General features: G+C 71.2%; 17 protein-coding genes. 13 read left to right on the plus strand and 4 right to left on the minus strand.

The window, feature by feature from the left end; translation table 11 throughout:
• Window positions 1-168: 168 nt before the first annotated feature.
• The 9 genes from mbhE (at window position 169) to Tbon_RS03820 (ending at window position 8,451) form a co-directional block, all read left to right on the plus strand.
• A complete protein-coding gene (mbhE, locus tag Tbon_RS03780) occupies window positions 169-2,454 on the plus strand; it encodes a hydrogen gas-evolving membrane-bound hydrogenase subunit E (RefSeq protein WP_158066376.1) in 2,286 nt (761 codons plus the stop codon).
• Window positions 2,451-2,867, plus strand: coding sequence for an MnhB domain-containing protein (locus Tbon_RS03785; protein ID WP_158066377.1), 417 nt, complete (start codon window positions 2,451-2,453; stop codon window positions 2,865-2,867). Before mbhE ends, Tbon_RS03785 begins: the two co-directional genes overlap by 4 nt.
• Before the next feature lie 2 nt (window positions 2,868-2,869).
• The gene (locus tag Tbon_RS03790; protein WP_158066378.1) at window positions 2,870-3,259 is read left to right on the plus strand and encodes a Na+/H+ antiporter subunit C; all 390 of its coding nucleotides are present in this window, start codon (window positions 2,870-2,872) and stop codon (window positions 3,257-3,259) included.
• A complete protein-coding gene (locus Tbon_RS03795; protein WP_158066379.1) occupies window positions 3,256-4,746 on the plus strand; it encodes a proton-conducting transporter transmembrane domain-containing protein in 1,491 nt (496 codons plus the stop codon). The genes Tbon_RS03790 and Tbon_RS03795 overlap by 4 nt, the downstream gene beginning before the upstream one ends.
• A complete protein-coding gene (locus tag Tbon_RS03800; RefSeq protein ID WP_158066380.1) occupies window positions 4,743-5,210 on the plus strand; it encodes a Na+/H+ antiporter subunit E in 468 nt (155 codons plus the stop codon). The genes Tbon_RS03795 and Tbon_RS03800 overlap by 4 nt, the downstream gene beginning before the upstream one ends.
• Window positions 5,207-5,506 carry a monovalent cation/H+ antiporter complex subunit F gene (locus tag Tbon_RS03805; protein ID WP_158066381.1) on the plus strand — a complete coding sequence of 100 codons (300 nt, stop codon included), beginning with the start codon at window positions 5,207-5,209 and terminating at the stop codon, window positions 5,504-5,506. The genes Tbon_RS03800 and Tbon_RS03805 overlap by 4 nt, the downstream gene beginning before the upstream one ends.
• The gene (gene mnhG, locus Tbon_RS03810) at window positions 5,499-5,948 is read left to right on the plus strand and encodes a monovalent cation/H(+) antiporter subunit G (RefSeq protein WP_158066382.1); all 450 of its coding nucleotides are present in this window, start codon (window positions 5,499-5,501) and stop codon (window positions 5,946-5,948) included. Before Tbon_RS03805 ends, mnhG begins: the two co-directional genes overlap by 8 nt.
• A gap of 128 nt (window positions 5,949-6,076) precedes the next feature.
• Entirely contained in the window at window positions 6,077-8,074 is a 1,998-nt protein-coding gene (locus Tbon_RS03815) for a methyl-accepting chemotaxis protein (protein WP_158066383.1), read from the plus strand.
• A 167-nt stretch (window positions 8,075-8,241) separates the two neighbouring features.
• Complete coding sequence (locus tag Tbon_RS03820; RefSeq protein WP_158066384.1) at window positions 8,242-8,451, plus strand: hypothetical protein; 210 nt, start codon at window positions 8,242-8,244, stop codon at window positions 8,449-8,451.
• 7 nt (window positions 8,452-8,458) lie between these two features.
• Here Tbon_RS03820 and Tbon_RS03825 read toward each other — a convergent pair whose 3' ends face one another.
• Window positions 8,459-9,016 carry a gamma carbonic anhydrase family protein gene (locus tag Tbon_RS03825; protein WP_158066385.1) on the minus strand — a complete coding sequence of 186 codons (558 nt, stop codon included), beginning with the start codon at window positions 9,014-9,016 and terminating at the stop codon, window positions 8,459-8,461.
• A gap of 104 nt (window positions 9,017-9,120) precedes the next feature.
• Between Tbon_RS03825 and Tbon_RS03830 the strand changes: the two genes are divergently transcribed.
• Genes Tbon_RS03830 through plsX form a run of 4 tightly spaced genes read left to right on the plus strand, consistent with a single transcriptional unit; the run spans window position 9,121 to window position 12,531 of the window.
• A complete protein-coding gene (locus Tbon_RS03830; RefSeq protein WP_158066386.1) occupies window positions 9,121-9,876 on the plus strand; it encodes an SDR family oxidoreductase in 756 nt (251 codons plus the stop codon).
• The gene (locus tag Tbon_RS03835) at window positions 9,876-10,673 is read left to right on the plus strand and encodes an enoyl-CoA hydratase/isomerase family protein (protein ID WP_158066387.1); all 798 of its coding nucleotides are present in this window, start codon (window positions 9,876-9,878) and stop codon (window positions 10,671-10,673) included. Before Tbon_RS03830 ends, Tbon_RS03835 begins: the two co-directional genes overlap by 1 nt.
• A gap of 38 nt (window positions 10,674-10,711) precedes the next feature.
• Window positions 10,712-11,479, plus strand: a complete 768-nt coding sequence (locus Tbon_RS03840) for a class I SAM-dependent methyltransferase (protein ID WP_192498122.1) — start codon at window positions 10,712-10,714, stop codon at window positions 11,477-11,479.
• The gene (gene plsX, locus Tbon_RS03845) at window positions 11,476-12,531 is read left to right on the plus strand and encodes a phosphate acyltransferase PlsX (protein WP_158066389.1); all 1,056 of its coding nucleotides are present in this window, start codon (window positions 11,476-11,478) and stop codon (window positions 12,529-12,531) included. The genes Tbon_RS03840 and plsX overlap by 4 nt, the downstream gene beginning before the upstream one ends.
• Window positions 12,532-12,555: 24 nt before the next feature.
• Here plsX and Tbon_RS03850 read toward each other — a convergent pair whose 3' ends face one another.
• The 3 genes from Tbon_RS03850 to Tbon_RS03860 are packed head-to-tail and all read right to left on the minus strand — an operon-like array spanning window position 12,556 to window position 13,765.
• A complete protein-coding gene (locus Tbon_RS03850) occupies window positions 12,556-13,230 on the minus strand; it encodes a ferric reductase-like transmembrane domain-containing protein (RefSeq protein WP_158066390.1) in 675 nt (224 codons plus the stop codon).
• Between the two features lie 3 nt (window positions 13,231-13,233).
• Window positions 13,234-13,497: a hypothetical protein gene (locus Tbon_RS03855; RefSeq protein ID WP_158066391.1), complete on the minus strand. Its 264-nt coding sequence runs from the start codon at window positions 13,495-13,497 to the stop codon at window positions 13,234-13,236.
• Window positions 13,490-13,765, minus strand: coding sequence for a hypothetical protein (locus tag Tbon_RS03860; RefSeq protein ID WP_158066392.1), 276 nt, complete (start codon window positions 13,763-13,765; stop codon window positions 13,490-13,492). The genes Tbon_RS03855 and Tbon_RS03860 overlap by 8 nt, the downstream gene beginning before the upstream one ends.
• Window positions 13,766-13,830: the final 65 nt, after the last annotated feature.

The following is a 13,830-nucleotide window of genomic DNA, read 5'->3' on the forward strand; positions in this document are numbered from 1 at the left end:
TAGGAATGGAAGGATGGCAGCGGAGGCGGGTGCCCGAGACGCCTCCGCGAGGCCCGACTGGGCGGGCCGCGCTCCCGTATCCGCGCCCCGGCACCGGGCGACGGCTGGCAGGACGTTCGACGGCCGGCGAGGTTTCGCCGGCCGCTCAGTTCGCACCGGGGAGGGCCAGTGGGGCTCGCACTCGCGCTTGCCGGGGTGTTCGGGACCGTGCCCGTTGCCGCCGCGCTGCCGGGGCGCTGGTGGCGCGGGGCGGCGCTTGCGCTTGTGCCGGCGGGGGTGTTCGTCTACCTGCTGACGCTGCTGGAGCGGGCGAGGGATGGGGACCCGCTGACGTGGAGCATCGAGTGGGTGCCGGCGCTGGGGATTGCGCTGGCGTTCCGGGCCGACGGGCTGGCGCTGCTGTTCGGGCTGCTGATCGCGGGGATTGGGGCGCTCGTGCTGGTGTACGCCGAGGCGTACATGGCGGGCAAGGCGGGGGCGGGCCGGCTGGAGGCGACGCTGCTCGCCTTCATGGGCGCGATGCTCGGGGTGGTATTCGCCGACGACGTGGTCACGCTGTTCGTGGCGTGGGAGCTGACGAGCATCACGTCGTTCCTGCTGATTTCGTTCGAGCAGGAGAAGCTGAAGGCGCGGAAGGCGGCGGTGCAGGCGCTGCTCGTGACGGGCGCGGGCGGGCTGGCGCTGCTGGCGGGGCTCGTGGTGCTGGGGCAGGCAGCGGGGACGTACCGGATTTCGGAGATGCAGGCGGAGGCGGTGGCGGCGAGTTCGCTGGCCAACGGGGCGATGGTGCTGGTGCTGCTCGGGGCGTTCACGAAGTCGGCGCAGGTGCCGTTCCACTTCTGGCTTCCGGGCGCGATGGCGGCGCCGACACCGGTGAGCGCGTACCTCCACTCGGCGACGATGGTGAAGGCCGGGGTATACCTGCTGGCGCGGCTGAACCCGGTGCTGGGGGACCTCGACGGCTGGCGGCCGGCGGTGACGGCTGCGGGGGCGGCGACGCTGGCTGTGGGGGCGTTCGTCGCGCTGCACGAGGAGGACCTGAAGCGGATCCTTGCCTACACGACGGTCGGTGCGCTCGGCCTGCTGACGATGCTGATCGGGCTGGGGTCTGAGCTGGCGCTCAAGGCGGCGATGGTGTTCGTGGTTGGGCACGCGCTGTACAAGGGCGCGCTGTTCATGACGGCGGGGACGATCGACCACGGGACGGGGACGCGGATGGTCGGGGAGCTGGGCGGGCTGCGGCGGGCGATGCCGTGGACGTTCGGGGCGGTCGCAGCGGGCGCGGTGGGCCTGGCCGGGTTCGGGCCGGTGCTGTCGTTCATCGGGAAGGAGGCGGCGCTGGAGGCCGGGCTGGAGGAGGCGGGGGCAGCGGGCGCGTGGGCGGTCGCTGCGCTGGTGGTTTCGGGGTCGCTGTTCACGGCGGCCGGGGTCGTGCTGCTGCGGCCGTTTTTCGGGGCGGAACGCGCGCCGCATGCGCCGCACGAGGGGAGCGCGGGACTGCTGGCGGGGCCGCTGGTGCTCGGCGCGCTGTCGATTGGGCTGGCGCTGGCGCCGGGCGTCATCGAGGGGCGGCTCATCGCGCCGGCGGCAGCGGCGGCGGCCGGGGAGCCGGTGAAGGTTTCGCTAAAGCTGTGGCACGGGTTCAACGCGGCGCTCGGGCTGAGCGCTGCCTCGGTGGCGGCGGGCATCGGGGCCGGGCTGGGAGCGCCGCGGCTGACGCGGCCGACCGCGCGGCTAATGGGCGCGCGGTGGTTCCCTTCGGGGCCGAAGGTGTATGACTGGCTGTACTACGGGATGCAGCGGGCCGCCCGGTTCCATACGGTCTGGATGCAGCGGGGGTATCTCCGCGGGTACATCGGCGCGGTGCTGCTGACGTCGGTGGTGCTGGTGGCGGCGGCGCTGGTGCGGTGGGGCGGGTCGCTGGAGCGGGAGTGGACCGAGCCGGCGTTCTACGAGGCGGTGGCGGCGGCGACGGTCATCGCCGGGGCGACGGCGGCGATTGTGCACATGTCGCGGCTGGCGGCGGTGACGGCGCTGGGTGCGGTCGGCTTCGGGGTGGCGATCATCTACGCGCTCTTCGGCGGACCCGACCTTGCCCTCACGCAGATCGTGATGGAGACGCTCTCGGTGATGCTGTTCGTGCTGGTGTTCTACCGGCTGCCGAAGCTGGTGGAGCGCGGGCCGCTGCCGCGGCGGCTCCGGGACGGGGCGATCGCCCTGACGGTGGGCGTCACGATGAGCGTGCTGGTGCTGGCCTCGCTGGGGCACCGGGATGGCGAGCCGATTTCGCGGTACTTCGGCGAGACGGCGTACGTGGAGGCGTTCGGGCGGAACGTGGTGAACGTCATCCTCGTGGACTTCCGGGCGCTAGATACGCTCGGGGAGATTGTGGTGCTCGGGACGGCGGCGCTGGGCGTGTATGCGCTGCTGCGGGTGCGGAGGGGGCAGCGGTGAACTCGAGCATCCTGCGGACGATGGCGCGGCTGCTTGCCTCGCTGCTGCTGATGGCGAGCCTCTACCTGCTCTGGCGCGGGCACAATGCGCCGGGCGGGGGGTTCGCCGGGGGCATTATGGCGGCGGCGGCGTTCGTCCTCGTTGCTGTGGCATTCGAGCCGATGGCCGGCTGGCGGGCGACCCGGGTGTCGCCGCTGGTGCTCATCCCGCTGGGGCTGGCGATTGCGCTGGCAAGCGCGTTTGCGGGGGCGGCCGCCGGGGACGGGTTCATGGCGGGGCAGTGGATCAGCGTGGACGTGGGCGGCGAGGAGGTGAAGCTGGGGACGCCGCTGCTGTTCGATGTCGGGGTGTACCTCGTGGTGATCGGGGTAGCGCTCGCCGTGATCATCCCGCTGATGGGCGAGGAGGAGTAGCGGTGGAGCTGCTGCTGGCGGTGACGGTGGGCTGGCTGTACGCGTGCGGGCTGTACCTGCTGCTGCGGCGGACGCTGGCGCAGGTCGTCATCGGGCTGGCGCTGCTGACGAACGGGACGAACCTGCTCATCTTCACGGCGGCGGGGCTGGTGCGCGGCGAGCCGCCGCTCATCGGCGGAGGAGAGACGGCGCTGCGGGCGGGGACGGCCGACCCCCTGCCGCAGGCGATGATCCTGACCGCGATCGTCATCGGGTTTGCGATCCAGGCGTTTGCGATGGTGCTGGCGTACCGGGTGTACCGCTCGGTGGGGAGCGACGACATCGACGCGCTGACGACGACGGAGCCGCCTCCCCCGCCGGTGAAGGTCCAGGCCGAGGAGGCGGACGGATGAGCCTGCTCCTGGCGCTCCCGGTGGTGCTCCCGCTGGCAGCGGCGGTCGCCGGGATGCTGACGCTCGGGCGGCCGCGGTGGCAGGCGCCGATCGGGCTGGCGGGGAGCGGGGCGCTGCTTGCGGCGGCGGCGGCGCTGCTGGCGTGGACCTGGCGGGAAGGCATCCACGTGCTGGAGGTCGGCGGCTGGCCCGCGCCGTTCGGCATCGTGCTGGTGGCCGACATGCTCTCAGCGGTGATGGTGACCGTCACCGGGGCGGTGGGCCTCGCGGCGACGGTCTACTCGTTCCGGGTGGTGGACGACGGCCGGCTGCGGGCGGGGTACTACGCGTTCATCCAGGTGCTGCTGATGGGGGTGAGCGGGGCGTTCCTGGCCGGGGACATCTTCAACCTGTACGTCTGGTTCGAAGTGATGCTGATGGCGTCGTTCGTCCTGCTGGTGATCGGCGGGGAGCGGCCGCAGTTCGAGGCCGGGATGAAATACGTGGCGCTGAACCTCGTGGGTTCGGTGATGTTCCTCTCGGGCATCGGCCTGCTGTACGGGGCGACAGGGACGCTGAACATGGCCGACCTGGCGGTGCGGGTGGCGGCCGACAGCGCGGAGGCGCGGTATGCGACGGTGGTGGCGATGCTGTTCCTGGTGGCGTTCGGGCTGAAGGCGGCCGTCTTCCCGCTGTACTCCTGGCTGCCGGCCTCGTACCACGTGGCGCCTGCACCGGTGGCGGCGCTCTTCGCGGGCCTGCTGACGAAGGTGGGGGTCTACGCGCTGCTGCGGGTGTTCACGCTGATTTTCACGCAGGACGCGGGGTACACGCGGGAGCTGCTGTTCTGGATCTCGGCGGCGACGATGGTGAGCGGGGTGCTGGGGGCGGCGGCCCAACAGGATATGAAGCGGATTCTCTCGTTCCACATCATCAGCCAGATCGGCTACATGACGATGGGGCTGGCGCTCGCGACGCCGCTGGCACTGGGCGGGGCGCTCTTCTACATGGTGCACAACATCATTGCGAAGACGAACCTGTTTTTCATCGCAGGGGTGGTGCGGCGGCTGCGGGGGAGCTACGAGCTGAGAGAGCTGGGCGGGCTGGCGCGGGCACACCCGTGGCTGGCGGCAACGTTCTTCGTCTCGGCGATGAGCCTTGCGGGCGTGCCGCCGCTCTCGGGGTTTTTCGCGAAGTTCATCATGGTGCGGGCGGCGATCGAGACGCGGGAGTACGCTGCGGCGGGGGTGATGCTGGGCGTGGGGCTGCTGACGCTCTTCTCGATGGTGAAGATCTGGACGGAGGCGTTCCTGAAGCCAGCGCCGGCCGGGGCGGTGAGCGAGGGCGTGGTGGGGGCGCCGTCGTGGGTGCCGGTGCTGGCATTCGCGGCGCTGGCAATTGCGATGGGGGTGGGCGCGGAGTGGTGGTGGCGGCCGATGGCGATGGCCGGCGAGCAGCTGTTCGACCGGCAGGGATATATCGATGCCGTGCTTGGGGGTGCCCGATGAAAGGGCTGCTCTGGGTGCTGCTGCTGGGAGGCGCGTGGGCGGCGCTGAGCGGCGTCGTTTCGGGGACGCAGCTGGCGGTCGGGATGGCGATCGGGCTCGGGGTGCTCGTCTTCCTCGGCGGCGCGGGTACGGACTACCTGCGGAAAGCGCGGCAGGTGGCCGCCTTCGCCGTGTTTTTCGTCGTGGAGCTGGTGAAGGCGAATTTGCGGGTGACCCGGGATGTGCTTTCGCCGCGGCCGCCGATTGCGCCGGGAGTCGTGGGCATTCCGCTCGACCTGGAAGGGGACGGGCCGATTGCGTTCTTCGCGGTCGTGATGACGCTGACGCCGGGGACGCTGGCGCTCGACGTTTCGGAGGACCGGAAGACGCTGTACGTGCACGGGATGTGGGTGCGCGACCCGGAGGCGTTCCGACGGGAGCAGAAGGAGGGGTTCGAGCGGCGGGTGAAGGAGCTGGTGGAATGACCGGGGTGCTGGACGGCAACGCCGCGGAGGTGATCGCGGTGGCGCTGCTCTGCGCGGGCGCGCTGCTGGCCGGATTCCGGCTGGTGCGCGGGCCGAGCCTGCCGGACCGGGTGGTGGCGCTGGACCTGCTGACCATCCAGGGGCTGGGACTGCTGACGGTGTATGCGATTGCCACGGGCAGGACCGCGTACCTCGACGTGGGGATTGTGCTGACGCTGGTGACGTTCCTGGCGACGACGGCGTTCGCGTACTACATCGAGAAGGGGAGCCACCCCGGGGAGCGGCGCGATGGCTGACGCAGCCGTGGCGGTGCTGCTGGTGGCCGGTTCGGGGCTGATGTTCGTGGCGGCGCTGGGGATTCTGCGGATGCCGGACCTGTTCACGCGGATGCAGGCGACGACGAAGGCGGCGACGCTGGGCGTGGGGCTGCTGCTGGCTGCGGCGGCGGTGGAGTTCGGGGAGCTGGCGGTGACGACACGGGTGATTGCGGCGGCGGTGTTCATCGCGATGACGGCGCCGGTGGCGGCGCATCTGCTGGGGCGGGCCGCGTACTTCCTGGGGGTGCCGCTGTGGGAGGGGTCGGTCCGGGATGAGCTGCGGGGGCGGTACAACGAGCGGGCGCATGCGCTGGCATCGATGGAGGAGCTGCTGGGGGAGGAGCGGCTGGCGCCGGGGCGGGCGACGCGGCGGGGGGCGGATGTCCGGGCTGCGGACGAAGAGCCCGGAAAGGGCGCCTGAGCCGCAAATACTGGGCCAGTGCCGTCCGGGGCAGGGAGATCACGGATACGCGCGGGCTGGACGACTTCTGAATATCTGCGTAGCGCCCGCTCAGCAAGGTGCGAATCCGGGTATTCGAAGGACGAGCCATGTCGTGGTTCATGAACTTGAAGGTGCAGACGAAGCTGCTCCTGGCGTTCGGCGTGGTGCTGGCGCTGAACGCGGCGGTGGCGGTCATCGGCATTGTGCAGGTGCAGGCGGCGGGCCAGCGGACCGATGCGCTGTACCGGGAGAACACGCTGGGCGTGAAGTACGCGCTGCTCACCAATGCGAACATGATTAGGAGCGCGTGGGAGGAGAAGCGCGCATTCCTCGAGAGCGACCCGTCAAAGCGGTCGCACTTCATCAACCTTTCGCGCGAAGAGATGGCGAAGGCAAAACAGGCCGCACAGGACTACCACCAGACGTTCGCCAGCGCAGAGGATGCAGCGCAGTGGAAGGCGGTCGAGGAGAAAGTCGATGGGGTGATTGCCCAGCGAACGCAGGTGCTTGACCTGCTGGCAGCGGGCAAGGAGGCGGAGGCGAAGCAGGCCGCGGCCGCCATGACGGACGCCATCAATGAGATGAACCGGGCGCTCGAGGACGCGGCCGACTTCAACGACAGGAGTGCGACGGATTCGCTGGAGGCGGCCAACTCCGCGACGGCAACAGCGCGGACGCTCCTGATTGGGCTGACGGTGGGGGCGGCTGCCGCCGGGCTGGGACTGGCGTCCTGGCTGGCGCGGTCGATGGCGCGGACGGCGCGCGAGGTGCGGGACGCTGCGCGGACGATCGCCCGGGGGAATGTCCAGGTGGAGGTGGCGGTCCGCTCGAAGGACGAGCTGGGCGAAGCCGCGCAGGCCTTCGCGGAGATGACCGGCTACCTCAAGGAGATGGTGAGCGTTGCCGACCGGGTAGCCAGCGGCGACCTGACCTCGCAGGTGCGGCCGCGCGGCCACGACGACGCGCTGGGGAACGCCCTTCAGCGGATGGTGGCGGACCTCCTCGGTCTGGTGACGCGCGTCCAACAGAGTGCCGACGCGATTCTCAGTGCGGCGGGGCAGCTCGGCGAGGCGAGCGACCAGATGGCCGCGGCGACGGGGCAGATCGCGACCGCCATCAACGAGGTGACGCGTTCGACCGTGGCGCTCTCGTCGCTCTCGCAGGAGAGCGCACGGGAGGTGGAGCGGGTGGCGAGCGGGTCGCAGCAGGTGGCTGCGGGCGCACAGGAATCGGCGGCGGCCGCGGGCCAGTCGCGGGACGAAGCGGCCCAGATGGGCGAGCGGATCCAGGTGGTCGCGCGGGCCTCGGGCGAGGTCGCCGAGGCGGCGGAGGAGTCGCGCCGTGCGGCGCAGCAGGGCCAGGCTGCGGTGCGGCAGGCGGTCGCGGCGATGGAGTCGATTGCCGCGGCGGTGGAGCGCGCTTCGAAGACGGTGGACATGCTGGGCGAGTACGGCCAGCAGATTGGCGACATCGTGAAGACGATCGACGAGATCGCGGCCCAGACGAACCTCCTGGCGCTGAACGCGGCGATCGAGGCTGCGCGCGCCGGCGAGCAGGGCCGCGGGTTCGCGGTGGTGGCCGAGAACGTCCGGTCGCTGGCAGAGCGCTCGAGCGCTTCGACCAAGGAGATTGCGGACCTGATCGCGAAGGTGCAGCAGGGGACGCAGGAGGCCGTCCAGGCGATGGCCGCCGGGGTGCGGGATGTGCAGCAGGGCCAGCGGATTACCGCGGAAGCCGGGCAGGCGCTCCAGGCGATCATCGGGACGGTCGAGCAGTCGGCGGAGCGGATGCAGCAGATTGCGCGGGACGTGCAGGGCCTGGCCGCGGGCGCTGAGCGGATCGTGAGCTCGGCGGAGCAGATTGCGGAGCTGGCGCGCGATTCGGCGCAGGGCGCAGGCGAGATGGCCGCGGGCACATCGAAGGTGACCGAAGCGATCCTCCAGATTTCGGCGACGGGCGAGGAAACGAGCGCCTCGGCGGAGGAGGTTTCGGCCTCGACGGAGGAGCTTTCGGCGCAGGCGCAGGAGCTTGCCGCGACCGCGGCCCAGATGCGGGAGATGGCGAGCGCGCTGGCGGCCGCGGCAGGGAAGTTCCGCCTGGCCTGAGGCGCGAGACCGCCGGACCCGGGTGGGCCCCCTGGCCCGGGCCCGGCAGGATGCCGGCCGGGGCGCTGCCTGCGGGCAGCGCCCCGGCGTTCGTTTGCGGGCTTCAGCGGTGGCGGGCGAACGGGTAGGCTCGCGCTGAAGGAATCGTTCGCAACGAGGGGGACGCGGTGAAGACGTCGTTCTACGAAGCCGACCCGTTCAGCGGGAGCAAGGGCGAGCACTACTGCACGATCGACTCGGACTACCGGTGGGAGAAGGGCGACGAGGTGTGGGTCGAGACGGGCACGCGGAAGGTGAAGCTGCGGATCACGTGGGTGCACGTCACGGTGCACGCGGACGGGACGGTGACGCGGGAGCTGCTCGGGCTGAAGCTGTGAGGCGGCGTCAGGCTTCGCCGGGCGGGGGCACGTCGGCGCGGTTGAGTTCGCGGACGCCGGCACGGTGGAGCGCGGTAAGCATGGCGTAGCGCTCCGGGCCGGTGCGGACCCATTCCTCGGCGGGGGTGCCGGCGAGCGGGCGCTTCACCTCGGCGGGGACGCCGACGGCGAGCATGCCGGCGGGGATGACGGTCCCGGGGGCGACGACGGCGCCGGCGGCAACGAGGGCGCCTTCGCCCACGGTCGCGCCATCGAGCACGATGGCGCCGTTGGCGATGAGGGCGCGGGCGCCGATGGTGGCGCCGTGGACGACGCAGCCGTGGGCGATGGAGACCTCCTCGCCGATGAGGGCGGGATTGCCGGCCCGGCTGTGGACGACGGCGCCGTCCTGCACGTTGGCGCCGCGCTCGATGACGACGCACGAGGTATCGCCGCGGACGACGGCGCCGTACCAGATGGAGGCGCCGGCGTGGATGGTGACGTCGCCGACGACGGTGGCGGTCGGGGCGATGAAGGCGGTGGGGTGGATGCGCGGGACTTTGTCGCCGACAGCGTAGATGGGCACGGGTGGATTCTCGGGCAGGGCGCGGGGAGTGTCGATGTCGCGCAGCCGGGCGGGTCGCCTACAATGCCGTGGCGGGCGCGGACTGGCGCCGGAAGGAGGGATGCATGGAGATCGACGGGAAGGTCGCGGTCGTGACAGGCGGCGGTTCGGGGATCGGGCGGGCGACCGTGCTGGAGCTGGCGCGGAGGGGCGCGAAGGTGGTCGTGGCCGACATCGACGAAGCGGGTGCGCGGGAGACCGCGGAGCTTGCGGCGAAGGCGGGGGGCCTCGCGATTGCCCGGCGGTGCGACGTCACGCGGACCGAGGACCTCGCGGGGGCGATGGCGTGCGCGTTCGAGCACTGGGGCGCGCTGGACATCGTGTTCAACAACGCGGGCATCGGCGGCGAAGACCTGTTTGCGGACGACCCAGGGCCGTGGCAGCGGATCATCGAAATCAACCTGATTGCGGTCATCGACGGCACGCGGATCGCGGTGCGGGAGATGCGGCGAAGCGGCAGGGGCGGTGTGATCATCAACACGGCGTCGATGGGCGGGCTGCTGCCAATGCCGGATTCGCCGGTGTATGCGGCATCGAAGGCGGGCGTGGTGAACTTCACGCGGTCGCTGGCGTACCTTGCGGAGCAGGACCGGATCCGGGTGAACGCGGTCTGCCCGACATTTACGGATACGCCGCTGGTGCGGCGCGCGGGCGACGCGCGGGTGGAGGAGGTCGCGAAGCTGGTGGGGGGCATCCTCCAGCCGGAGGACGTTGCGGCCGGGGTGATCGAGCTGATCGAGGACGACTCGCGGGCGGGGGCGATCATGCGGGTGACGGTGCGCGGGGGGCGGGACTACGCGCGCGAGGTCCGGCCGTACTGATGGCGGGCGGCGGATTCGAGACGATCGCGTTCGAGCGGGACGAAGAGCTGCCGGGGCTGGCGACAATCACGCTGCGCCGGCCCGAGAAGCTGAACGCGATCAGCGGGCGGATGCACCGGGAGCTGCAGGAGGTCTGCCGGGAGCTGGCCGACGACGCGGAGACGCGGGTAGTGATTGTCACCGGCGCGGGACGGGCGTTTTCAGCGGGGGCAGACCTCGGCGGGAGCACGTCGGACCCGAACCGGCCGCCGCTGGCAGCGCTGCAGGCGGAGCGGTCGCCGCTGCAGGAGCGGCTGCGGGCGATGCAGGGAAACCGGACGGCAGCAGCGCTGGAGGGGCTTCCGCAGGTGACGATCGGTGCGGTGAACGGGCTGGCGATCGGCGGGGCCGTGGTGCTCCTGGCGTGCCTCGACCTGCGGATTGCGGCGGCTTCGGCGTGGTTTTCGATCCCGGAGGTGGACCTCGACATCCCGCTGACGTGGAACGCGCTGCCGCGGCTGATGCGGGAGCTGGGGCCGGCGCGGACGCGGGAACTGGTGATGACATGCAACCGCTTCACGGCGGAGCAGGCGGCGGCGTGGGGGTTCGTGAACCGGGTGGTGCCGGAGGGTGAGGCAGTCACGGCGGCGCGGGAGCTGGCGCGGCAGCTGCTGGCGAAGGACCCGGTCGCGCTGGCGGTGACGAAGAGCACCTGTGCGGCGCTGGCGGAGGCGATGGTGCCGACGCACGTGACGCACAGCGACCCGGACTACCTGGTGCTTGCGCGGCTGCTCGCGCAGGAACGAGGCGGGCGGTAGGTTCGACAGCGAGCGGCCCTGCAGGGAGAATGCGGAGGGTGCAGCACGACCCCTACGGCGCTGACGCGGCCTTCTACGACGCGATCCACGACGGGTTCCGCGACGACATCGACCTCTGGCTGGCGTATGCAGGGCGGACGGACCGGCCGGTGCTGGAGGTGGGTTGCGGGACGGGGCGGATCGCGGTGGAGCTGGCGGCGCACGGGCACGAGGTGACCGGCATCGACCCCTCGCCGGCGATGCTGGCGCGGGCACGGCGGAAGGCCGAGGAGCGGGGCCTGGACGTGCGGTTCATCGAGGGCCGCGTGCTGGACCTTGCACTCGACCGGGGGCGGTACGGGCTGATCGTGCTGCCGCTCGATGTGTTCCTCTACTGCAGGGACGGGGACGAGCAGCGGTGGACGCTGAGCGCGCTCGCCGAGGCGCTGAGCTTCGACGGCGTGCTGGCGATCGACCTGCCGGGGCCCGGCGCGTGGCTGGACCCTTCGACGAACGGACAGCCGGTGCTGGCGTTTGCGGGCGAGACGGACGAGGGCATCCGGTTCGAGTGCTGGCACGTGCACGAGGACGACCTCGCCGAGCAGGTGCGGACGCTGCGGGTTGCGTATGAGACGGTGGACGACGACGGGACGGTGCGGCGCCGGACGGCGGTGCACCGGCTTCGGTACGTAGGACGGTGGGAGATGGAGTACCTGCTGGAGGCGGCAGGGCTGGACCTTGCCGACCTGTTCGGCGATTACGACCTCTCGCCGCTGACGGGCGGGAGCGAACGGATGCTGGTGATTGCGCGGAGGAGGCCGGCATGACGAGGCCGCGGATTGTGCTGGATGCGATGGGGGGCGACAACGCGCCGGGGGAGCCGGTCGCGGGCGCGCTGATGGCGGCGGGCGTGCTGGGGGTGGAGGTCATCCTCGTGGGGCGGAAGGACGCGATCGAGCCGGAGCTCCGGGGGACAGGGAACATCCGGGATGTGCGGCTGGTCGAGGCGCCGGACGTCATCGAGATGGACGAACACGCGACGGACGCGGTACGGGCGAAGCCGCTGAGCTCGATCAACGTCGGGCTGCAGATGGTGAAGCGGGGCGAGGCGGATGCGTTCGTGACGGCCGGGAACACGGGGGCGACGATGGCGGCGGCGCTGCTGACGCTCGGCCGGGTGAAGGGGATCGGGCGGCCGGCGCTGGCGACGATCTTCCCGGCGGCGGACGGGAAGCTGACGATGCTGCTCGACGTGGGGGCGAATGCGGACTGCCGGCCGATCCACCTGGTGCAGTTCGCGCACATGGGCTCCGCGTACATGGAGCGGATGTTCGGGCTGCAGCGGCCGCGGGTGGCGCTGCTCTCGATTGGAGAGGAGGAGACGAAGGGGAACCAGCTGACGCTGGAGGTGCATCAGCTGCTGCGCGGGAGCCGGCTGAACTTCATCGGGAATGTGGAGGGGAAGGACCTGCCGCGGGGGCTGGCTGACGTGGTGGTCATGGACGGCTTCACCGGGAACGTCGTGCTGAAGACGGCGGAAGGGATTGCGGAGCTGCTCTTTACCGAGCTGCGGAAGGCGGTAGAGCTTACGCCGTGGAATAAGGCAGCGGGGCTGATCCTGATGTCGGAGCTGCGGAAGGTGAAGCGGCGGCTGGATTATGCGGAGTACGGCGGGGCGCAGCTCATCGGAGTGGACGGGGTCGTGGTGATCGGGCACGGGCGTTCGAACGCGCGGGCGATTTACAACGCGCTGAAGGCGGCGCGGGACGCGGTGCAGAACGGGGTGCTGGAGACGATGCGGGCCGTTGGGAAGGAAGTGCCGGCGCGGGGGCAATCGGCGGGCGAGGCGGCGGCGGGGGACAACAGCGGGGAGGACTGAACGCCGCCGCCTCACCCTGCCGGCTCAGCCCGCCGGCTCTGCGGCAGCCCGGGACGGAGGGCGGGCTGCCGGCTGGCGGCGCGGGCGGACGTAGGTAAGCCGCACGGCGAGGGCGCCGAGCAGCAGGGAGGAGGTGAGGATGTACAGCAGGGTGACCGGGAGGGTGCCGGTATCGGTGCCGATGCGGACGCCGTGCCAGAGCGCGGCGATGTACGCAACGAACGAGGCGCGGTGGACCCAGCGCCAGGTGGCCGGGCCGATGGCGCCGCGGAACCAGAAACTGAAGCTGACGATGGCGAAGAGGTAGAGCGCCAGCGTGCCCATGGCGGCATCGGCGGGCTGGTAGTAGGACGCGAACGGCACGAAGAGGTCGGCCAGGCCGAAGTGGGTCCAGCCATCGGGGATGAGAACGAGCGCGTGCCCGAGGCCGAGTGCGAGGCCGGCAAGGGCGAGCGACTGGTGGAGAGCGAGGAGGCGGGCGCGGTTGACGATGCCGTCGAACCAGGCGGAGGACATGACCAGGCCGCCGGCGAGGGACAGCCAGAGGAAGCCGTAGGCCACGAGGCCGGCGGCGCGGGAGGCATACCAGGCGCCGTGGCCTTCGGCGGGCGGGATGAAGCGGGCGAACGGCGCGGAGAGCAGCAGCCCGGCGGCGAGCCCGGCGAGGGCGGAAGCGAGGATGATCCAGCGGAGCTGCATGGTTTACGACCCCCGGGAGGCGCGCTGGCGTTGCGCGGGTTTGACAGCCCGGTTCGGCTGGAAGTACGAGGCATCGGGTGCGGAGGCACCAGCCAGCGGGCGGCTGTCGGCGAGGAGGGCCGAGCCCGGCCGGGGTGTGATGATGGCGGCATCGCCATCGCCGGCGGCCGCAATAGCGACCCAGGCGGCTGCTACGAGGGAAGCCGCGGCGGCAGCAACCGCGAGCCGGGTAGCTTCGTAGCGCGGCCTCGAAGGGCGCTTAGTCATCGTCGTGCTCGTGCTCTTCGTGCTCGTGCTCTTCGTGCTCTTTGTCCTTCTTACGCTGCTTCGCGTATCCGCTGCGGTCGTCGTCGCCGCGGTAGACGGCGGGTTCAGCGGAAAGCGCGGAGGCGTCGGTGCTGCTGACGACGGCTTCGTGGTCGTCGCTGGAGCCGCCCACATCGATGATGCCCTGTGAGGCGGCAACGGTTCCGAGCACAGCAACCGAGAGGCCGGTAGTCACTGCGGCGGTCACGATGGAAGCGATGCGATTCACTGCGGATTCTCCTGGCAGCAGGGTGGTTTCATCCGGTACATCGGGGGAGGTTCGCCAGGGGTGTC

The organism is Tepidiforma bonchosmolovskayae (assembly GCF_008838325.1).
Taxonomy (GTDB): domain Bacteria; phylum Chloroflexota; class Dehalococcoidia; order Tepidiformales; family Tepidiformaceae; genus Tepidiforma; species Tepidiforma bonchosmolovskayae.